The sequence below is a fragment of the Streptomyces sp. NPDC042364 genome (assembly GCF_056437585.1).
In genome coordinates this window covers 233241-253161 of the sequence record NZ_JBWKAJ010000003.1, presented here as the reverse complement: position 1 = coordinate 253161, position 19921 = coordinate 233241, and the positions used below count along the sequence as shown (strand labels likewise).

Here is a 19921-nt window from a genome sequence, read left to right as displayed (position 1 = left end):
GGACGGGGCAGCGTGCTCCCCGTCCGGCCACCGCGTCGTGTCAGCCGGCGAACTCGGCCACGTTCTTGGACGTGACCACCTTCACCGGCACCATCACCGACTTCTTCACCTTCTCGCCCTCCGCGGCCTGCACCGCGTTGCGCACCGCGATCCTGCCGAGTTCCGCGGGCTGCTGCGCGACCGACGCGTACAGCGTGCCGCCCTCGACGGCCTTCAGCCCGTCGGCGGTGCCGTCGAAGCCGATGACCTGGACGGACTTCCCGGCCTTGGCGCCGAGCGCCTTGATCGCGCCGAGCGCCATCTCGTCGTTCTCCGCGAAGACACCGTCGACGTCGGGGTTGGCCTGGAGGAGGTTCGTCATCACGTCGAGGCCCTTGGTGCGGTCCCAGTCGGCGGGCTGCTTGGCGAGGACCTTGATGCCCGGGTACGCCTTCAGTCCCTCGGCGAAGCCCGCGCCGCGCTCCCGGCTCGCGGAGGTGCCCGCCTGGCCCTGGAGGATGACGATCTCGCCCTTGCCGCCCAGCTTCTCCGCGAGCGCCTCGGCGGCCAGCTTCCCGCCGCTGACGTTGTCGGAGGCGACGAGCGCGGCCGTGTCCGCGCCGTTGACCGCCCGGTCGACCGCCACCAGGGGGATGTCCGCCTTGTTCACGGCCTTCGCCGCCGGGGTCACCGCGTCGGAGTCCACCGGGTTCACGATGATCGTGCCGAGACCTTCACTGGTGAAGTTCTGCAACTGGTTGGCCTGCTGCGAGGCGTCGTTCTGCGCGTCCGTCACGGACAGGTCGACGCCCAGCTTCTTCGCCTCGTCCTGCGCGCCGGCGCGGATCTGCACGAAGAAGGGGTTGTTCAGCGTGGACAGCGACAGCCCGATCTTCTGGCTCTTGGCCGCCGACGAACCGCCGTGCAGGAAGGACGTCGCGCCCACGACCGCCGTCGCGACCACCGCGGCGAGCACGTACGTCACCGCCTGCCTGCGCCGGTCGCCCGAGCCACCGGCCCCGGCGGCCACCGGGGTCGCCCCGGCCTTCCGGCGGACCGTGTCGAGGAGCACCGCCAGCGCGATCACGACACCGATGACGACCTGCTGCCAGAACGCCGACACCGACAGCAGGTTGAGGCCGTTGCGCAGCACCGCGAGGATCAGCGCGCCGATCAGCGTCCCCGACGCCTTGCCCGTGCCGCCGGCCAGCGAGGCGCCGCCGATGACGACCGCCGCGATCGCGTCCAGCTCGTAGCCCTGCGCGGCCTGCGGCTGCGCGGACGACAGCCGGGAGGCAAGCACGATGCCCGCCGCGGCCGCGAACAGCCCGGACAGGGCGTAGATGACGAGCTTCTGCCGCTTCACCCGCAGGCCGGACAGCCGGGCCGCCTCCTCGTTGCCGCCGATCGCGTACATGGCCCGCCCGATGTACGTACGGCCCAGGATCACGGCGGTGACGAGCCCCATGACGACCATCACCAGCACCGGCACGGGCAGCCAGCCACCCAGGTTGTCACCCAGGTGCGACACCGACTCCGGGAACGCGATCGGGCTGCCCTGCGAGATCACCAGCGACAGACCGCGCCCCACCGACAGCATCGCGAGCGTCGCGATGAACGGCGGCAGCTTCCCGTAGGAGACGAGGAAGCCGTTGACGAGACCGCACGCGATACCGGTGACGACCGCGAGGAGGACGGCTATCGGGACCGGTACGCCCTCCGACGTGGCGCTCCACGCCAGCACGGTCGCCGACAGGGCCGCCACCGAACCGACCGACAGGTCGATGCCCGCCGAGACGATCACGAAGGTGACACCGAAGGCGAGGATGGCGGTGACGGCCGCCTGGACGCCGATGTTCAGCAGGTTGTCGGCCGTCAGGAAGTCGCCGGACAGCACCGACATCGCGACGACGAGGACGATCAGGGCGCTCAGCGCGCCGTTGTCGAGCAGGATTCTGCGCAGGCCCGAGGGGCCACTCGCGCCCGTCGTGCTCTTGAGCGTGTCAGCGGCCACCGGTGGCCTCCGTTCCGGTCGTGGTGGTGTCAGGTGTGGTCGTGTGCGGGGTGGACACGGCGAGCGCCATCACCGCGTCCTGGGTGGCCTCGGCGGCGGGCAGTTCGCCTGCGATCCGCCCCTGGGCCATGACGATCACCCGGTCGCTCATACCGAGCACCTCGGGCAGATCGCTGGAGATCATCAGGACGGCGGCGCCGGCGGCCGTCAGCTCGTTGATCAGCTCGTAGATCTCGACCTTCGCGCCGACGTCGATACCGCGCGTCGGCTCGTCGAGGATCAGCACCTTGGTGTCCGCGAGCAGCCACTTGCCGATGACGACCTTCTGCTGGTTGCCGCCGGACAACGTCCGCACCTGCTGGCCGAGTCCCGCCATCCGCACGCCCAACTGCTCGGCGACCCGCGCCGCGTTCGCCCTCTGCCCCCTGAGGTCGACGAACCCGCCCTTCGTGGCGCCCCGCAGGGTCACGAGACCCAGGTTCTCCTCGACGGACGCGTCCAGCACCAGCCCCTGGCCCTTGCGGTCCTCGGGGACGAGACCGACACCCGCGGTCATCGCCGCGTTGACGTCGTGCCGGGGGACCGGGGTGCCGGAGACCTTCACGGCCCCCTTGTCGTACGGGTCGGCGCCGAACACGGCCCGCACGACCTCCGTACGGCCGGCCCCGACGAGCCCGGCGATGCCGACGACCTCACCGGCCCGCACCTCGAAGCTCACATCGTGGAACACGCCGTCCCGCGTGAGCCCCTCGACGGCCAGCAGCGCCTCCCCGGCGTCCGGCCGCCGGCGCGGGTACTGCTGCTCGATCGACCGGCCCACCATGAGCCGTACCAGCTCCTCCTCGGGCGTGGACGCCGGAACCTGTCCGACGCTCTTCCCGTCCCGGATCACCGTCACCCGGTCACCCAGCGCGGCGATCTCCTCCAGATGGTGCGTGATGAAGACGATCCCGACCCCGTCCTCGCGCAGCCTGCGCACGATCGCGAAGAGCCTCTCGACCTCCTCGGTCGTCAGCACGGCCGTCGGCTCGTCCATGATCAGCACGCGCGCGTCCAGGCTCAGCGCCTTCGCGATCTCCACCATCTGGAGCCGCGCGATACCGAGTTCACGGACCCGCGCGCGGGGCGACACGTCCACGCCCACCCGCTCCAGCAGGACGGCGGCGTCCGCCTCCATCCGCTTGCGGTCGATCATCCCGAAGCGGCGCGGCTGCCGCCCCAGGAAGATGTTCTCGGCGACCGTCAGATCGGGCACCAGGTTGAACTCCTGGTAGATCGTCGCGATCCCGAGGCGCTCGGAGTCCTGCGCACCGTGGATGCGCACCTCCTCGCCGCCGGCCAGGATCCGCCCGGCGTCGGGCGTGTAGGCACCGGAGAGCATCTTGATGAGGGTGCTCTTGCCGGCACCGTTCTCACCGAGCAGTACGTGCACCTCGCCCCGGCGCAGATCGAAGTCGACGCCGTCCAGCGCGACCACACCGGGGAAGGACTTCCGTATGCCTTCGATGCGCAGCAACTCGTCCGGGTTGCTCACGTCTGGCTCCTGTTCGTTACGGGGGACGGCTGTGGGGAAGCCGGTCGCTCGGGGGGAGCGGGCTCGCCGCACGAGCGGCGTACGACGAGACGGGCGGGGAGGGTGACGGACTGCGGGGGCCGCCCCTCGATGCGGTCGACCAGTGCGCGCACGGCGGCGCGCCCCAGCTCGCCCGTGGGCTGGGCGATCGCCGTGATCGGCGGATCGGTGTGCACGAACCAGGGGATGTCGTCGAAGGCGGCCAGCGCGATGTCGTCGGGCACCCGCAGCCCCCGCGCGCGCACCGCGTCCAGCGCGCCGAGCGCCATCAGGTTGTCGGCCGCGAACACGACCTCGGGCGGCGTGGCCAGATCGAGGAAGCCCTCGGTGACCCGGCGCCCGCTCTCGGCCTTGAAGTCGCCCTGCCCTATGTAGTCCTCGGGCAGGTCGAGCCCGTACGCCCGCAGCGCCGCACGGAACGCCGCCACACGCTCCTGGCCGGTCGTGGTCGCCGCCGGGCCCGCGATGATGGCCAGCCGCCGGTGCCCGAGCCCGTGCAGATGCGCCACCAGATCCCGGACGGCCGCCTGTCCGTCGGCCCGGACGACCGGCACCTCCACACCCGGGATCCACCGGTCCACGAACACCATCGGCGTCCCCGCCCGCACGGCGTCCAGCATCAGCGGGGAGCCGCCGTCGGTGGGGGAGACGAGCAGCCCGTCGATCCGCCGGTCGAGCAGGTTCCGCACATGGTGGTCCTGGAGGTCCGGCCGCTCGTCGGCGTTCCCGATGATCACGCTGTAGCCGAGCGCGCGGGCCTCCTCCTCCACGGACCGGGCCAGCTCCGTGAAGTACGGGTTCATCACGTCACTGATGACCAGGCCGAGGGTGTGGGTCTGGTCGGTGCGCAGGGAGCGGGCGACGGCGTTCGGGCGGTAGCCCAGCGTCTCGACGGCGGCCAGCACCCGCGCGCGGGCGTCCGCGCTGACCGACGGATGGTCGTTCAGGACCCGCGACACCGTGGCGACGGAGACCCCCGCCTCGGCAGCGACGTCCTTGATGCTCGCCATCGCCGCTCCACCTCCTCGTGGAATCGATTACATCGACGTGTAGGGAGGATTGGAATCGATTACACGGACGGAAACAAGGGGGTGGGGGTGGCCGAAATTCAATCGTGACCGAGGGGGTCCGATCGGGGTGCGCGTGGAGCGGGGGCCGGGCTCGGGGGGTCGGGGTCGGGGCCGTGCGAAGCGGGGGCCGGTCCGGCGGCGTAAAGGTCATCGCTCGAATAACAGGACTTTTGTTTAATGCCTCCGCGGCTGCCACTCCCGACCCCGCCCCCGGCGAGGGCCCCGTCCGCCCGGTCTCCGTCTCCCTCCATGAGGGCACGATCGCCGCGCTCAAGGCGCGCACCGGCAAGCGAGGCATGTCCGCCTACGTCGAAGCCCTCATCCAACGCCAGCTTGAACGGGACCGGCTGCGCGAACTCATCGAAGACGCGGAGACCGAACACGAGCCGGTGGACCAGGCTGCGGTCGAGGCCAAGAGGGCGCTGCTGCGCGGTGACGCGGCCGGCTCGGCGGACGCCGCGTGAGCGGCACTCTCGTCCTGGACTGCGAAGGTCTGTCCAAACTCGTACGCCGCTCACCCGAGCTCACCGAGTGGCTCGCGGCCGCCGAGGCCGAGGACATCCGGGTCATCGCCGGCTCCGTCACCCTCGTCGAAGCACGCGACCCCAGAACCAGCCAGGCCCGCTTCGACTACGCGGCCTCCCGTGTGAACATCGTCCGGCCCACCGAAGCGATCGCCCGCCACGCGAGCAAGCTGCTCGCCGCGGCCGGGCTCCATGGCCACAAGTACGCGTTGGACGCCATCGTCGCCGCCACCGCGTCGGCTTCTCCCGCCCCCGTGACCGTCCTGACCTCGGATCCCGAGGACCTCGGCATGCTGTGCGGCCCCCGCGTCCGAGTGATCAAGGTGTGACACCGAAGCCGCGCTGACACCGGACATCGACTCCGTCCGCCAGCACAGCTCTACCTGGGCCGGCCTCGGTTTCATGGCCGGGACCCGCGGTGCCCGGCTCCGCCGTCGGGCCGCAAGCCGGTCTCCTGTATGCCCTGTCGGCAAGGGTTCACCGCGACGGAGAACAGCCCGACTCGGCTCAGCGTGCGGAGCCGAGCGGCCGCCTCAGGAGAAGTTCCTTCTCCTCCTCGGTCATGAACGTCAGGTTGTAGAGGTGTTCGACGGTGGCATGGAAGCCCACCCGAAGTCTGGCGGAAACGAAGGAAACTCCTTCAGGAGTATTTATCGGATCCGGACACGCTGAAATCGCTTCCTGCACCAGATGGGGAGGCATCAAGAACATCGCCGCGAAGGCATTGGCGCGTCGCTCGACATCGACAGGCGCCCAAGGGCCACTGGCGATGGCGAGGCGCTTTCCATGAGTCCGGTCATAAAGTAGATGGCACAGTTCATGCGCCACGGAAAATCGGTTGACATGAAGGGAGGAGCCGCGGGCATAGGAAGAGTTGAGCGCGATTGTCGGTACGTGTTGTGGCCCCACCAGACTGCATGCTCGAACGTTCACATCGTCGAGCTGGATCCGAGTGAGTTGGATTCCCAGTGATTCCGCGAACTGATCGACATCCACAGAACTGTCCGACTGGATATCGTCATGCAGCGATTCCGCTAGTTCATAGCCTTGCTCCCAGGCCGGAACCTGAAGAGACACCTGGCAGTCCTCTGCGCACTCCTCCAGGCGGGCGTGCGCCTCGCCGGTGGCGTCGTACTGCTGGAGCAGGAGGGCGGCCAGCCTTTCGATGTCCGCTTCGGAAACCGTCGGGGAGACACTTCCGAAGAGCAGCGCAGCCTGGCAGGACCCGGTCACTACCAGCGGATTTCTGTCCGCTACCGTGAGTGCGGCGCGCGCGGCGGCCGACGCATCACCGATGACTCCACGGATGTACTCCCATGAGTCCCTGATTCTTCCGCCGGCCTCATCGCTTATCCCGGGCCTGAAGCCGCAGGAGCGCAAACCGGCCAGCCAGCTCAACCGAGTCTCGTCCTGAACAGGAGTCTTCAGGGAATCCAGCGCAGACTTCACCTTCTGGATTCGAGCACTCTCGGGATGCAGGGAGTGAAGGTGATGGATCGCCTCGCTTGCTACTTCATAAAAAGCGCTTGCCACTTGGGCTGGAGGCAACAATGCCGCGCCGCCGCTGGAGGTGTACGCGAAATCTGATTGCGTTCCTGCCAGAGGTTCGTCGTCCCAGCTGACCTCAACTGAATCGCGAACTCTGCGGATGATTACATTCGGAAAAAGTCCACCTGCGCGCGCCGAACGAAGAGCGTGACGGGAGCGCCAGTCATAGCGCTCTTCTTCCCAGGCCAGTGTTTCCACCTCGCTGGCGAGAGGCGGTGCGTTCCGTGTCCGGTCGACCGATGCTACGGCCGTTGCCTCCATGTTCCTATTGGGCAACCGCTCTTCATGCAGGAGGGGGTTCCAATTGTCGGTGAGCCACTCAAGGAAGGGAAGAAGGTACCAGTGGGAACTCTGAAGGATTTCGCCCTGGTCGACGTGGGCACACAGGTTTTGACCGGCGACCCAGATCTGAAGAGCTCCCCACGATGCGCTCTCGTCCGGTTCGGCTGCGACCCCGTGATCGGGATCAGGCATGAATGAAAGGCGGATGGCGAACGTGTCCGTGGCGCCACTGAATCGCTCCCAGGTTACGGCCATGCTTAGTTTCGCCTCCTCTGTGCCCTTCGTACGGTCCTTCGGTCGACTTTCGCCTCGGATATCCACTTGGCGACCAGTTTGGGTGGCACTTCGTCCCAGCTGACAGGGTATCCGTGCCACAAGTTGCGTACGGAGTCGTGACACTGGGCCATGTACGCCTGCGTGCCATCGGTCGCGTAGCGCTGTCGGTCGATCTGGTCGCTCACTTCGAGCAGCCCCGGGCCGTCGGCCCCGGGCGGGCAGATCGAACCGCGTCTGCCCGGTTGTGGGATGGGCTTGTGTTTTGGATTGGGTTCGTAGGTCGGCTCGGGGGGTGGTTCGTCCGGCTGAGTCTCGTCAGTCGGCTGCTCTGTCATGCGCTTGCCTCACCCCGTCCTGCCCAGCGCCGCCACCATCCCCAGCATGACAGAGCCAGGTGTCGCACCGGTAGAAGAAGTCCGGCGGTATCGCGCTGTGGGCCGTTGTGGTTCATCGGTATCCCCTCCTGTGTCGTTATAGGGGGCTGGCTGCCCCCTGTGCCGCTGCCAGCTCGCACCACACGTACTTGCCCGGACTGCCGAACCTGGCGGACGGCATCCACCCCCAGTACTGCGTACAGGCCGCGACGAGCCCCAGCCCCCGTCCGCCCTCCTGTTCGCCCATCCGCTCCAGCCGCTGTGGGGGCTCAGGTGGTTCGGGGTCGGCGTCCCACGCCCCGATCCACACCATCCCCTCCGGTGACCGCCGCACCCGGAGCGCGGCGGGCCCTTTCGTGTGCAGCACGGCGTTGGAGACCAGCTCGGTCGCGAGCAGCTCGGCGGTGTCCACGAGGCCGATGAGGCCGTGCATGGTGAGGATCAGCCGCAAGGTGCGGCGGCAGATGGTGACGGCTCTGGGGTCGTTGGGGATGTGCAGGGTGTAGTCCCAGGTTTCGGGCATGGGTCATCAACTCCGTGGAGAATAAGGAGATTTCACGCACGGTGGCATCGCCGACGCCGTCGCGGCATGACGGCGCGGTGCGCTTCCGCAGCGTGTTCGTCGTGTCACAGAAGGTAGGGGTAACCTGTAACCCCAAGCAAGCCGAATGTGGAATCCGACCCCGAAAGAGGAGGAAAGCGCATGGTCCAGAGGCGCGAACCGACGGCTCGTCAGGTACGCCTGGGCGTTGAACTTCGCAGACTCCGCGAAGCGGCTGGCCTGACGGCAGTCCAATCGGCAGCGCTCCTCGGGGCGAACCGGGTGCAGATCAGTCACATCGAGTCGGGGCTCATCGGCGTGAGCGAGGAGCGGCTGCGCCGTCTCGCGTCCCACTACGCCTGCACAGACACGGAGTTCGTCGACGCCCTGGTCGCGATCGCCACAGACCGGACGCGGGGTTGGTGGGAGGAGTACCGGGGGAGGCTGCCGACGCCGTTCCTGGACCTGTCGGAACTCGATCACCACGCGGCGTACCAACGGGACGTGGCCGTCCTGTACGTCCCGGGCCTCCTCCAGACTGAGGACTACGCTCGCGCGGTCTTCTCCTCCAGGATCCCTGAACTCACTCCGGAGGAGCTCGACCTGCGCGTACGTCATCGAATGGCTCGGCAGGGGAAGGTCGCCTTCCCGCACGAGATCGTGATCCACGAGGCCGCACTCCGCATCAGGGTCGGCGACCGTGCTGCCGCCAGGGCCCAACTCGCCCGGCTCCTTGAGCTGTCCGAAGTGGACCGCATCACCTTGCGTGTCGTCCCTTTCGACCTGGACGGCTTCGCCAGGGCCTCAAGCGTGATGACATACGTCGGTGGCCCCGTCGCCAAGCTGGACACCGTGGTGCGCGACGCCCCTCACGGCTTGATGCTCATCGACTCCGAGGCCCAACTCGCCAGCTATCGAACGCGTTTCCGTAGGGTAGAGGCGGTGTCTTTGGCACCGGACAGGTCGCGTGACTTCATCAACCGGCTGGCGAAAGAGTTGTGAGGACCCGATGAGCGACTGGCGCAAGTCGTCCTACTCCGGCGAAGGCGACGGTAACAACTGCGTGGAGATAGCCACCACCCCCACCCACATAGCCGTCCGCGACTCCAAGACCCCCGCCGACCCCACCCTCACCTTCCCCGTAGCCGTCTTCGCCCCCTTCCTCGAAGCCCTGAAGGCGTACCCCCGCCACTGACGTCCGCCGCTGCCCCCGCCCCTGTCACACCCTCGCTGTACCGTCGGATCATGCCCAATCAGACGGCCGCCCAGGAGGGGACCGGGGAGCGCCGGCTCGCCGTGCTCGAAGGCGTGCTCGAACGCATCACGTACGCCAACGAGGACAACGGCTACACGGTCGCCCGCGTGGACACCGGCCGCGGCGCCGGTGACCTGCTCACCGTCGTCGGCGCGCTCCTCGGTGCCCAGGTCGGCGAGTCGCTGCGGATGGAGGGCCGCTGGGGCTCCCACCCGCAGTACGGCAAGCAGTTCACCGTGGAGAACTACACGACCGTGCTGCCGGCCACCGTCCAGGGCATCCGCAGATACCTCGGCTCCGGCCTGGTCAAGGGCATCGGCCCGGTCTTCGCCGACCGCATCACCCAGCACTTCGGACTGGACACCCTGAAGATCATCGAGGAGGAGCCGAAGCGCCTCATCGAGGTCCCCGGCCTCGGGCCCAAGCGCACGAAGAAGATCGCCGACGCCTGGGAGGAGCAGAAGGCGATCAAGGAGGTCATGCTGTTCCTCCAGACCGTCGAGGTCTCCACGTCCATCGCGGTCCGCATCTACAAGAAGTACGGCGACGCCTCGATCGGGGTCGTGAAGAACCAGCCCTACCGCCTCGCCGCCGACGTCTGGGGCATCGGGTTCCTCACCGCCGACAAGATCGCCCAGTCGGTCGGCATCCCGCACGACAGCCCGGAGCGCGTCAAGGCGGGCCTCCAGTACGCCCTTTCGCAGTCCACCGACCAGGGCCACTGCTTCCTCCCCGAGGAGCGGCTGATCGCCGACGCCGTCAAGCTCCTCCAGGTCGACACGGGCCTGGTCATCGAGTGCCTGGCGGAGCTGTCCGAGCCGGACGAGGACTCCGGCGAGCCCGGTGTCGTCCGGGAGAAGGTGCCCGGGCAGGACGGGGGAGACCCGGTCACCGCCATCTACCTGGTCCCCTTCCACCGCGCCGAACTGTCGCTGTCCGCGCAGCTGCTGCGCCTGCTGCGCACGGACGAGGACCGGATGCCCGGCTTCCACGACGTGGCCTGGGACAAGGCGCTGTCCTGGCTGGGGGGCCGTACGGGCGCGGAGTTGGCCCCCGAGCAGGAGGCCGCCGTCCGGCTCGCGCTCACCGAGAAGGTGGCCGTGCTGACCGGCGGCCCCGGCTGCGGAAAGTCCTTCACGGTTCGCTCGATCGTGGAGCTGGCCCGCGCCAAGAAGGCCAAGGTCGTCCTCGCCGCCCCCACCGGCCGGGCGGCCAAACGCCTCGCCGAGCTGACCGGCGCCGAGGCCTCCACGGTCCACCGCCTCCTGGAGCTGAAGCCCGGCGGCGACGCGGCCTACGACAAGGACCGCCCCCTGGACGCCGACCTGGTCGTGGTCGACGAGGCGTCCATGCTGGACCTCCTCCTCGCCAACAAGCTGGTGAAGGCGGTGCCGCCGGGCGCGCACCTGCTGTTCGTCGGGGACGTGGACCAGTTGCCCAGCGTCGGCGCCGGCGAGGTGCTGCGCGATCTGCTCGCCGAGGGGAGTCCCGTCCCGGCGGTCCGGCTCACCAAGGTCTTCCGCCAGGCCCAGCAGTCCGGCGTGGTGACCAACGCGCACCGCATCAACTCCGGGCACCACCCGGTCACGGACGGCATGAAGGACTTCTTCCTCTTCGTCGAGGACGACACGGAGGAGGCGGGCCGGCTCACCGTGGACGTGGCGGCCCGTCGGATTCCGGCCAAGTTCGGCCTGGACCCGCGGCGGGACGTCCAGGTGCTCGCCCCGATGCACCGCGGCCCGGCCGGCGCCGGCACCCTCAACGGCCTGTTGCAGCAGGCCATCACCCCGGCCCGCCCCGACCTGCCCGAGAAGCGGTTCGGCGGCCGGGTCTTCCGCGTCGGAGACAAGGTCACCCAGATCCGCAACAACTACGACAAGGGCGCCAACGGCGTGTTCAACGGCACCGTCGGCGTGGTCACCGCTCTCGACCCGGTCGACCAGCGCCTGACGGTCCTCACCGACGAGGACGAGGAGGTGGCCTACGAGTTCGACGAACTGGACGAACTGGCGCACGCCTACGCGGTGACCATCCACCGCTCCCAGGGCAGCGAGTACCCGGCGGTCGTCGTGCCGGTCACCACGGGCGCGTGGATGATGCTCCAGCGCAATCTGCTCTACACAGCGGTCACCCGGGCGAAGAAACTGGTCGTCCTCGTCGGCTCCCGCAAGGCCATCGGCCAGGCGGTGCGCACCGTGTCCGCGGGCCGACGGTATACGGCCCTCGACTTCCGGCTCGCGCCAAGGGCACTGCAGCCCCCAGGATCGAGGTGAGGGGACCGATGAGGGGCCCTCTCGCGACTCCCCGGCGACACGTGAGTGAAATTTGATCGATCAAATGAGTCGCGAAGGTCACACAGCCCTTCCAGATGCCGGACGGAGCGGGCAGGATGTGCAAGTTGGCGGCACTCAGTGCCGCCGATAGGCCCGATGGTCGACCCCGAGTGCACTCTCCTGAGCCAATTGGGGGATGGTAGAGACAGTCAGGGCACCTCGAAGATGAGGCACTACGTCGGTGAGGGAAGACGTGAGCGACAACTCTGTAGTACTGCGGTACGGCGACGGCGAGTACACCTACCCGGTGATCGACAGCACCGTCGGCGACAAGGGCTTCGACATCGGGAAGCTCCGGGCCCAGACCGGTCTGGTCACCCTGGACAGCGGTTACGGCAACACCGCCGCCTATAAATCCGCCATTACGTATCTGGACGGCGAGGCGGGCATCCTCCGCTACCGCGGCTACCCGATCGAGCAGCTGGCCGAGCGCTCCACCTTCCTGGAGGTCGCCTATCTGCTGATCAACGGCGAGCTCCCGACGGTCGACGAGCTCTCCACGTTCAAGAACGAGATCACCCAGCACACGCTGCTGCACGAGGACGTCAAGAACTTCTACCGGGGCTTCCCCCGGGACGCCCACCCGATGGCGATGCTGTCCTCCGTGGTCAGCGCCCTGTCGACGTTCTACCAGGACAGCCACAACCCGTTCGACGAGCGGCAGCGCAACCTCTCCACGATCCGCCTGCTCGCCAAGCTCCCGACGATCGCCGCCTACGCGTACAAGAAGTCGATCGGTCACCCGTTCGTCTACCCGCGCAACGACCTGGGCTACGTCGAGAACTTCCTGCGCATGACCTTCTCGGTCCCCGCCCAGGAGTACGAGCTCGACCCGGTCGTCGTCTCGGCCCTCGACAAGCTGCTCATCCTGCACGCGGACCACGAGCAGAACTGTTCGACCTCCACGGTCCGCCTCGTCGGCTCCTCGCAGGCGAACATGTTCGCCTCGATCTCCGCCGGTATCTCCGCCCTGTGGGGCCCGCTGCACGGCGGCGCCAACCAGTCGGTGCTGGAGATGCTGGAGGGCATCCGCGACGCCGGCGGCGATGTCGACTCCTTCATCCGCAAGGTGAAGAACAAGGAGGACGGCGTCCGTCTGATGGGCTTCGGCCACCGGGTCTACAAGAACTTCGACCCGCGCGCCAAGATCATCAAGGCTGCCGCGCACGATGTCCTCTCCGCGCTCGGCAAGTCCGACGAGCTGCTGGACATCGCCCTGAAGCTGGAGGAGCACGCGCTCTCCGACGACTACTTCGTCTCGCGCAGCCTCTACCCGAACGTGGACTTCTACACGGGTCTGATCTACCGCGCGATGGGCTTCCCGACCGAGATGTTCACGGTCCTGTTCGCCCTCGGCCGGCTGCCGGGCTGGATCGCCCAGTGGCACGAGATGATCAAGGAGCCGGGCTCCCGCATCGGCCGCCCGCGTCAGATCTACACGGGTGTCGTCGAGCGCGACTTCGTTCCGGTCGAGGCCCGCTGAGGCCCCTTTGCCGAGGCCCCTTTACGGGTCGTCTCCCCTCGCGGGCGCGTGAGAGCCGGTCATCCGGTTCCCCCGCGCCCGTTTCGGTTGCCGGGCCCGCACGGCCGAGTACGGTCCACGCCCGCGCGGAGAGGACGTACACGCGCAGAAAGCCCGTACCGGCACGAAGGCCTGTACGGGCGCAAGAAGAAGGCGCCCTGCGCCGCTGGTCCCCCCACGGGCCGGCGAGCAGGGCGCCTTCCCATGTCCCGGTGCGGATTCCCCCCACGGGATCCGGCCGGGCGTCTGGTGGACCAGCGCCTGAATCGCTGCGCGGAACGGGCGAGGCCCGTCCTGCGTATATGGAGATGTTGTGCGTGATGTGCGGTCTGCCGGGACGCGTACGGACGGGAGGGCCGCTCAAAGCTCCCCGGGTACGTGCCCCGGCAACGCAATTCCGGGAACGTCCCCCAAGACATCCCCAGATGCCAGTCGCGCCCCCCAAGACGCTTCTGACATCGCCAACTTAGACTCACGAACCCCTTCGTTGGTTACGTTCACGTCACTGTGATCTGCGTCTCTCGCCATATGTCCTGAAGATGCGCAAGAGACCCGATACGGCGACCGAGGTCCCAGCGTAAGGAAGATGCGCGAGCCTTGTGAAGAGCTTATGTGAGGCTGCTTCCGGACTCTAGAGGCACTTTTGCCCGGTCGTCACGCGAATGCCCTGAGTCGCAAGCTGTTCGTGACCACGAAAACGGACGAAAAGGCCATCGCGGCCCCCGCGATCATCGGGTTGAGCAGTCCGGCGGCGGCGAGCGGCAGCGCGGCCACGTTGTAGCCGAAGGCCCAGACGAGATTCCCCTTGATCGTGGCCAGGGTGCGGCGGGACAGCCGGATGGCGTCGGCGGCCACCCGCAGGTCGCCGCGGACGAGCGTGAGGTCGCCGGCCTCGATCGCCGCGTCCGTGCCCGTACCCATGGCGAGTCCCAGATCGGCCGTGGCGAGCGCGGCGGCGTCGTTGACCCCGTCCCCCACCATGGCGACCGTACGGCCCTCGCCCTGGAGCCGCCGTACGACGTCGACCTTGTCCTGCGGCAGGACCTCGGCGATCACCTGCTCGGGGGGGATGCCGACGGCCGTGGCCACCGACCGGGCCACCCGCGCGTTGTCCCCGGTCAGCAGGACCGGGGTCAGTCCGAGTGCCCGCAGCCTGCGGACGGCCTCGGCGCTGGTGTCCTTGACCGCGTCGGCGACCGTGAGGACGCCGACCGCCGTGCCGTCGCGGGCCACCACGACCGCCGTGTGCCCCTCGTCCTCGGCGGCCTCCTTCGCGGCCTTGAGGACCTCCGGAAGCGGCCCGTCGTGGATCCGGCCCACCTCCACGTCGTGGCCCGTCACGCGGCCGTGTACGCCCTTCCCGGGCACGTTCCCGAAGTGCTCGACGGGCGGCAGGGGGCCGAGGCGCTCCTCGGCGGCCGCGGCGATGGCCTGTGCGACGGGGTGTTCGGAGGCGTGTTCGACGGCGCCCGCGAGGCGCAGGACGTCGTCCTCGGTGACGCCCTCGGCGGCGTGCACCTTCTGCAGGGTCATCCGGCCGGTGGTGACCGTGCCGGTCTTGTCCAGGACGACGGTGTCGACCCGGCGGGTGGACTCCAGCACCTCGGGGCCCCTGATGAGGATGCCGAGCTGGGCGCCGCGGCCCGTGCCGACCATGAGCGCGGTCGGTGTGGCGAGACCCAGCGCGCAGGGGCAGGCGATGATCAGGACCGCGACGGCGGCGGTGAAGGCCGCGGTGGTGTCGCCCGTGACGCCGAGCCAGGCGCCGAACGTGGCCACCGCGATCAGGAGGACGACGGGCACGAACACGGCCGAGATCCGGTCGGCGAGCCGCTGCACCTCCGCCTTGCCGTTCTGCGCGTCCTCCACCAGCCGCGCCATCCGCGCCAGCTGGGTGTCCGCGCCCACCCGGGTCGCCTCGACGACGAGCCGGCCGCCGGCGTTCACGGTCGCCCCCGTGACGGCGTCGCCGACGGTCACGTCCACGGGTGCGGACTCGCCGGTGAGCATCGACGCGTCGACTGCGGAGGAGCCCTCGACGACGGTGCCGTCGGTGGCGAACTTCTCGCCGGGACGTACGACGAAACGGTCGCCGACCACGAGCCGCTCGACCGGTATCCGGGTCTCCCGGCCCTCGCGCAGCACCGCGACGTCCTTGGCGCCGAGCCGCAGCAGCGCCTTGAGGGCGGCGCCCGCCCGCCGCTTGGAGCGGGCCTCCAGATAGCGGCCCAGCAGGATGAACGCCACGACCCCGGCGGCCACCTCCAGGTAGATCGTCGAGGAGCCGGCCGTGCGGGACACGCCGAACTCGAAACCGTGCCGCATGCCCGGCATGCCCGCGTGCCCCAGGAACAGGGCCCACAGGGACCAGCCGAAGGCCGCGAGCGTGCCGAGCGAGACCAGGGTGTCCATGGTGGCCGCGCCGTGCCGGAGGTTGGTGAACGCGGCCCGGTGGAAGGGCAGTCCGCCCCACACGACGACCGGTGCGGCCAGCGTCAGCGAGAGCCACTGCCAGTTGTCGAACTGGAGGGCCGGGATCATGGACATGAGGATCACCGGGGCGGCCAGCAGCGCCGAGACGGTGAGCCGCTGCCGCAGGGCGGCGAGCTCCGGGTCCGCCTCCGGGGCGTCCGCGCCCGGCTCCCGGTCCGCCCCGGGGTCGGCCGCCGGGGGTGCAGGGGGCGGCGGCTCCTCGGCCGTGTAGCCCGTCTTCACCACGGTGGCGATCAGATCGGCGACCTCGATCCCCGAGGGGTAGGCGATCTTCGCCTTCTCCGTCGCGTAGTTCACCGTGGCGGTGACGCCGTCCATGCGGTTGAGCTTCTTCTCCACTCGCGCCGCGCAGGAGGCACAGGTCATGCCGCCGATCATCAGTTCGACCTCATGGGCCGACTCGCCCGCGGGGGTCACTTCGGTGGTGCTGGTCATGTCCGTGTCCGTGCTCCGGGGAAGGTGCGCAGGTGCGGCCCGGGGGCGGGGCGGGGCCCCGCCTGGGCGGGCGGTTCTCAGACGGTGCCGACCAGCTCGAAGCCGGCCTCGTCGACGGCGGCGCGCACGGCCTCCTCGTCGAGCGGGGCGGCCGAGACCACGGTGACCTCGCCGCTGGAGGCGACGGCCTTCACCGAGGAGACGCCGGCGATCTCGGAGATCTCACCGGAGACGGCGCCCTCGCAGTGGCCGCAGCTCATGCCGCTCACCTTGTAGACGGCGGTGACGGAACCGGGAGTGTCGGTCTGGGCGGTCATGTCGTTGCTCCTCATCGGGGTGTGTGGGGTACGTGTAACCCTTCAGGTCTCCTACCCTATACCCCTAGGGGGTATGAATCCAAGAGAGGTGGGGTGCTCGGCTGGGGCACGCGGGTTCAGGGGGCCGGGGTGGAGGCCGGGGTGGGGGCCGCGGTCGGGGTCGATGGGGAGGCCGAAGCCGCCTGCGCGTCACGGAGGCGGTCGCCCACCAGCGGGTCGAGGTAGCGGAACAGCACGTCCTTCAGCTCCTGGATGTACGCCTCGCGGTCGTCGCCCTCGCTGGCGAGGACCAGTTCGAGGCCCGCCATGTAGAGGGCCATGCAGACGTGCGCGATGCGGGTGACCGCGGCGGCCGGCCGGTCGGGCAGGAGTGGGGAGAGCAGGTTCTCGACCCGGGTGATCAGGGTGTTGTGGAGGGCGTCGTGCTCCTCCGCCATCCGGCCGGGGACGTCAGGGCCGTGCATGAGGGTGAAGAACACCGGGTTGTGGCAGTTGAAGTCGATGAACCGGTCGACGGCGGCCGCCACGGCCTGCTCCAGCGGGGTCGCGGGATCGATCGGCGCGAGCGCCTCGCCGTACGCCGCCCGCATGTCGGCCATCAGCCGCTGGCCCAGCTCGATCGCGATCGCTTCCTTGTTCGGGAAGAACTGGTACAGCGTGCCCGGTGAGACGCCTGCCTCGCGGGCGATCGCGTTGGTGCTCGCGGCCGCGTACCCGGTCGACGCGAACACCGAGGCCGCGGCTTCGAGGAGTTGGGCGATGCGGCGCTCGCCGCGGGCCTGGCGGCGGCGCGGCTGCTCCTGCTCCTGGTGGGTGGGCATGCGGTTGTCCCCAGCTTCTCGGACCTGATTGACAAACACGAGTCGTCGCTCGCATTCTGGTGAAACGCGAGCGAGGTCTCGTGTTTGCCAGTTTATGGCGTGGCGCATCCGTCCGCCCGGCTGCGCACGGCACGGATCAGAGTGAAGGGGACACCGCACCATGACCGAAGTCAACAGGCCACCCCGAGCGGGAGGCTGGACCAGACTGGTGACCGCCCGTCCCCGGCTCTCCCTGCTCGTGGCCCTGCTGATCACCGCCCTCGCGGTCCTCGCGGGCAGCGATGTCGCCGACCGTCTGACCAGCGGCGGCTGGGAGGACCCCAAGGCGGAGTCCACCTATGCGACCAAGGCGTTGCAGCGCGAGTTCCCGAACTCCCAGCCGAACCTGCTGCTGATGGTCGACGCGGGCGACGCCTCGGTCGACGCTCCGGAGGTCGCCGCCGAGGCGAAGCGGCTGACCGAGCGGCTCGCCGCCGAGAAGGGCGTCACGGGCGTCGGCTCCTACTGGCAGACCGGTGCCCCCACCCTCCGCGCCGAGGACGGCCGTCAGGCGCTGATAGCGGCCCGTCTGACCGGCGACGAGACCACGATGAACGCGACGCTGGACCGCATCACACCCGAGTTCCGCGGCACGCACGGCCCGGTGGAGGTCAAGGTCGGCGGCATCGTCGCCGTGCGCCACGAGATGCAGACGATCATCCAGGAGGATCTCCTGCGGGCCGAGCTGATCGCCCTGCCGGTGACCCTGATCCTGCTGGTGATGGCCTTCGGCAGCGCGGTCGCCGCCCTGCTGCCGCTCGTCGTGGGCGTCGTCGCCATCCTCGGCACCAACGCGATCCTGCGCGGTCTCACCGAGCTGACCGACGTCTCGATCTTCGCGCTGAATCTCACCACGGCCATGGGCCTCGGCCTCGCGATCGACTACGCCCTGTTCATCGTGCGCCGCTTCCGGGAAGAGCTGTCCGCCGGCGCAGACCCCCGGACCGCCGTGGGCACCACCCTGCGCACCGCCGGACGCACGGTCCTGTTCTCGGCGCTCACGGTCGCCGTCTCGCTGGCCGCGATGGCGGTCTTCCCCCAGTCCTTCCTGAAGTCCATCGCCTACGCCGGAATCGCGGTCGTCCTGCTCGCCGCGGCGGCGGCCCTGATCGTGCTCCCGGCGGCCCTGGTGCTGCTGGGCGAGCGGGTCAACGCCCTCGACCTGCGCAAGCTGTTCAAGCGCCGCGGGGCCGAGGGGGCTCCCGCGCGGGAGGAGGGCGCCGCCTGGGGCCGCATGGCCGGCTTCGTCATGCGCCGCGCCCCGTTCTTCGCCATCGCCACCACCGCCGGCCTGGTCCTCCTCGGCCTGCCCTTCCTCGGCGTGAAGTTCGGCTCGGCCGACGACCGTCAGCTCCCGGCGTCCGCCGAGTCCCGTGTCGTCCAGCAGCACATCCGGGAGGACTTCCCGGGCACCCCCGGCGGCGGTCTGGAGATCCTCGCCGAGGGCCGGGCGACCGAGGCCGAGTACGCGGCGTACAAGGACGAGATCGCCGCCCTGCCCGATGTGCTCCGGGTGGACGGCCCCGTGGTGAACGGCGACGCGGCCTATTTCGCCGTCCAGCCGAAGGGCGACGTGGTCGACGAGGCCGCCCAGGACCTGGTCCACGACATACGGGCCCAGGCGGCCGACGCCCCGTTCAGGACGTCGGTGACAGGTGCGGGCGCGGTCCTGGTCGACACCAAGGCGGCGATAGGCGGCGGCCTGCCGCTGGCCCTCTCCTTCATCGCCGTGGTCACCCTCCTGCTCGTCTTCCTGCTCACCGGCAGTGTGCTGGTCCCCCTGCAGGCGGTCCTGCTGAACGCGCTCAGTCTCACCGCGATGTTCGGCGCGATGATCTGGGTCTTCCAGGACGGCCACCTCTCCGGCCTGCTGGGCTTCACCCCCTCCGGCTCCATCGAGACGACCCTGCCGGTGCTCATGTTCTGTGTGGCCTTCGGCCTCTCCATGGACTACGGCGTCTTCCTGCTCTCCCGCATCAAGGAGGAGTACGACCACGGCGGCGACCACACCGCCGCCGTCCGCCACGGCCTCCAGCGCACCGGCGGCCTCATCACCGCAGCCGCCGTCATCCTGGCCGTCGTGATGATCGCCATAGGCACCTCCCGGGTGACGAACACCAAGATGCTCGGCCTGGGCCTCGCCCTCGCCGTGCTCATGGACGCGATGATCGTGCGCAGCCTGCTGGTCCCGGCCTTCATGCGGCTCACGGGCCGTGCCACCTGGTGGGCCCCGGCCCCGCTGCGCAGGTTCCACGAGCGGTTCGGCCTGAGCGAGGGGGAGTCGGCCCCGCGCGCGACCGCGACCGCGGCCGAGGAGGAGACCGAGACGGGGACCAGGAGCACCCCGCCCGCCCCGGCCACCGCGTCCGGGAAGGGCGAGCCGAGCGACCGGGACAAGGGGAGCGGCACCGACCAGGAGAGCGACGGCGACGAGGAGAGCGGCAGCGACAGGCAGAGCGACCACGACAAGGTGGAGATCTCTGGTTAGCGTTACCCGGAAAGGATCTCCGGCGGATCGGCGGATC

15 protein-coding genes are annotated in these 19921 nt (G+C 69.3%); 7 read left to right on the top strand and 8 right to left on the bottom strand.

Translation table 11 applies throughout. The annotated features are described in order from the left end of the window. Positions 1-40 precede the first annotated feature (40 nt). From AC067N_RS07625 to AC067N_RS07615, 3 genes are read right to left on the bottom strand one after another with little or no spacing between them, the layout of a single operon-like run. The gene (locus AC067N_RS07625) at positions 41-1993 is read right to left on the bottom strand and encodes an ABC transporter permease/substrate-binding protein (RefSeq protein ID WP_478677977.1); all 1953 of its coding nucleotides are present in this window, start codon (positions 1991-1993) and stop codon (positions 41-43) included. After that, entirely contained in the window at positions 1983-3527 is a 1545-nt protein-coding gene (locus AC067N_RS07620) for a sugar ABC transporter ATP-binding protein (protein WP_478677976.1), read from the bottom strand. Before AC067N_RS07620 ends, AC067N_RS07625 begins: the two co-directional genes overlap by 11 nt. Further along, positions 3524-4576, bottom strand: coding sequence for a LacI family DNA-binding transcriptional regulator (locus AC067N_RS07615; RefSeq protein ID WP_478677975.1), 1053 nt, complete (start codon positions 4574-4576; stop codon positions 3524-3526). The genes AC067N_RS07620 and AC067N_RS07615 overlap by 4 nt, the downstream gene beginning before the upstream one ends. Before the next feature lie 230 nt (positions 4577-4806). Here AC067N_RS07615 and AC067N_RS07610 point away from each other — a divergent pair, with 230 nt between their 5' ends. After that, positions 4807-5100: a hypothetical protein gene (locus AC067N_RS07610; protein ID WP_478677974.1), complete on the top strand. Its 294-nt coding sequence runs from the start codon at positions 4807-4809 to the stop codon at positions 5098-5100. Then, the gene (locus AC067N_RS07605) at positions 5097-5489 is read left to right on the top strand and encodes a DNA-binding protein (protein WP_478677973.1); all 393 of its coding nucleotides are present in this window, start codon (positions 5097-5099) and stop codon (positions 5487-5489) included. Before AC067N_RS07610 ends, AC067N_RS07605 begins: the two co-directional genes overlap by 4 nt. A 178-nt stretch (positions 5490-5667) precedes the next feature. Here the strand turns inward: AC067N_RS07605 and AC067N_RS07600 are convergent, their stop codons facing one another. Together AC067N_RS07600 and AC067N_RS07595 are read right to left on the bottom strand one after the other, a co-directional pair. After that, positions 5668-7245 (bottom strand): ImmA/IrrE family metallo-endopeptidase, encoded by a 1578-nt coding sequence (locus AC067N_RS07600; RefSeq protein WP_478677972.1) that lies wholly within the window; start codon positions 7243-7245, stop codon positions 5668-5670. Between the two features lie 492 nt (positions 7246-7737). Then, positions 7738-8163, bottom strand: a complete 426-nt coding sequence (locus tag AC067N_RS07595; protein ID WP_478677971.1) for an ATP-binding protein — start codon at positions 8161-8163, stop codon at positions 7738-7740. 180 nt (positions 8164-8343) lie between these two features. Here AC067N_RS07595 and AC067N_RS07590 point away from each other — a divergent pair, with 180 nt between their 5' ends. From AC067N_RS07590 to AC067N_RS07575, 4 genes are all read left to right on the top strand, one after another. Next, positions 8344-9183, top strand: a complete 840-nt coding sequence (locus tag AC067N_RS07590; RefSeq protein WP_478677970.1) for a helix-turn-helix domain-containing protein — start codon at positions 8344-8346, stop codon at positions 9181-9183. A gap of 7 nt (positions 9184-9190) precedes the next feature. Continuing rightward, entirely contained in the window at positions 9191-9376 is a 186-nt protein-coding gene (locus AC067N_RS07585) for a DUF397 domain-containing protein (RefSeq protein WP_478677969.1), read from the top strand. A gap of 50 nt (positions 9377-9426) precedes the next feature. Beyond that, complete coding sequence (gene recD2, locus AC067N_RS07580) at positions 9427-11709, top strand: SF1B family DNA helicase RecD2 (protein ID WP_478677968.1); 2283 nt, start codon at positions 9427-9429, stop codon at positions 11707-11709. Between the two features lie 253 nt (positions 11710-11962). Next, positions 11963-13252, top strand: a complete 1290-nt coding sequence (locus AC067N_RS07575; RefSeq protein ID WP_055715012.1) for a citrate synthase — start codon at positions 11963-11965, stop codon at positions 13250-13252. A gap of 693 nt (positions 13253-13945) precedes the next feature. Here AC067N_RS07575 and AC067N_RS07570 read toward each other — a convergent pair. The 3 genes from AC067N_RS07570 to AC067N_RS07560 form a co-directional block, all read right to left on the bottom strand. Further along, positions 13946-16219 (bottom strand): heavy metal translocating P-type ATPase, encoded by a 2274-nt coding sequence (locus AC067N_RS07570; RefSeq protein WP_478677967.1) that lies wholly within the window; start codon positions 16217-16219, stop codon positions 13946-13948. 77 nt (positions 16220-16296) lie between these two features. Then, positions 16297-16536: a heavy-metal-associated domain-containing protein gene (locus AC067N_RS07565; protein ID WP_099964616.1), complete on the bottom strand. Its 240-nt coding sequence runs from the start codon at positions 16534-16536 to the stop codon at positions 16297-16299. Between the two features lie 116 nt (positions 16537-16652). Beyond that, positions 16653-17357, bottom strand: coding sequence for a TetR/AcrR family transcriptional regulator (locus tag AC067N_RS07560; RefSeq protein ID WP_478677966.1), 705 nt, complete (start codon positions 17355-17357; stop codon positions 16653-16655). 160 nt (positions 17358-17517) lie between these two features. Here AC067N_RS07560 and AC067N_RS07555 point away from each other — a divergent pair, with 160 nt between their 5' ends. Beyond that, a complete protein-coding gene (locus AC067N_RS07555; RefSeq protein WP_478677965.1) occupies positions 17518-19884 on the top strand; it encodes an MMPL family transporter in 2367 nt (788 codons plus the stop codon). Positions 19885-19921 lie beyond the last annotated feature (37 nt).

What these genes read in the sequence shown, in the direction of transcription:
- AC067N_RS07615 (WP_478677975.1), bottom strand. Translation starts at nt 4,576, where the DNA reads ATGGCGAGCATCAAGGACGTCGCTGCCGAGGCGGGGGTCTCCGTCGCC.
- AC067N_RS07600 (WP_478677972.1), bottom strand. Translation starts at nt 7,245, where the DNA reads ATGGCCGTAACCTGGGAGCGATTCAGTGGCGCCACGGACACGTTCGCC.
- AC067N_RS07595 (WP_478677971.1), bottom strand. Translation starts at nt 8,163, where the DNA reads ATGCCCGAAACCTGGGACTACACCCTGCACATCCCCAACGACCCCAGA.
- AC067N_RS07590 (WP_478677970.1), top strand. Translation starts at nt 8,344, where the DNA reads ATGGTCCAGAGGCGCGAACCGACGGCTCGTCAGGTACGCCTGGGCGTT.
- AC067N_RS07585 (WP_478677969.1), top strand. Translation starts at nt 9,191, where the DNA reads ATGAGCGACTGGCGCAAGTCGTCCTACTCCGGCGAAGGCGACGGTAAC.
- recD2 (WP_478677968.1), top strand. Translation starts at nt 9,427, where the DNA reads ATGCCCAATCAGACGGCCGCCCAGGAGGGGACCGGGGAGCGCCGGCTC.
- AC067N_RS07570 (WP_478677967.1), bottom strand. Translation starts at nt 16,219, where the DNA reads ATGACCAGCACCACCGAAGTGACCCCCGCGGGCGAGTCGGCCCATGAG.
- AC067N_RS07565 (WP_099964616.1), bottom strand. Translation starts at nt 16,536, where the DNA reads ATGACCGCCCAGACCGACACTCCCGGTTCCGTCACCGCCGTCTACAAG.
- AC067N_RS07560 (WP_478677966.1), bottom strand. Translation starts at nt 17,357, where the DNA reads ATGCCCACCCACCAGGAGCAGGAGCAGCCGCGCCGCCGCCAGGCCCGC.
- AC067N_RS07555 (WP_478677965.1), top strand. Translation starts at nt 17,518, where the DNA reads ATGACCGAAGTCAACAGGCCACCCCGAGCGGGAGGCTGGACCAGACTG.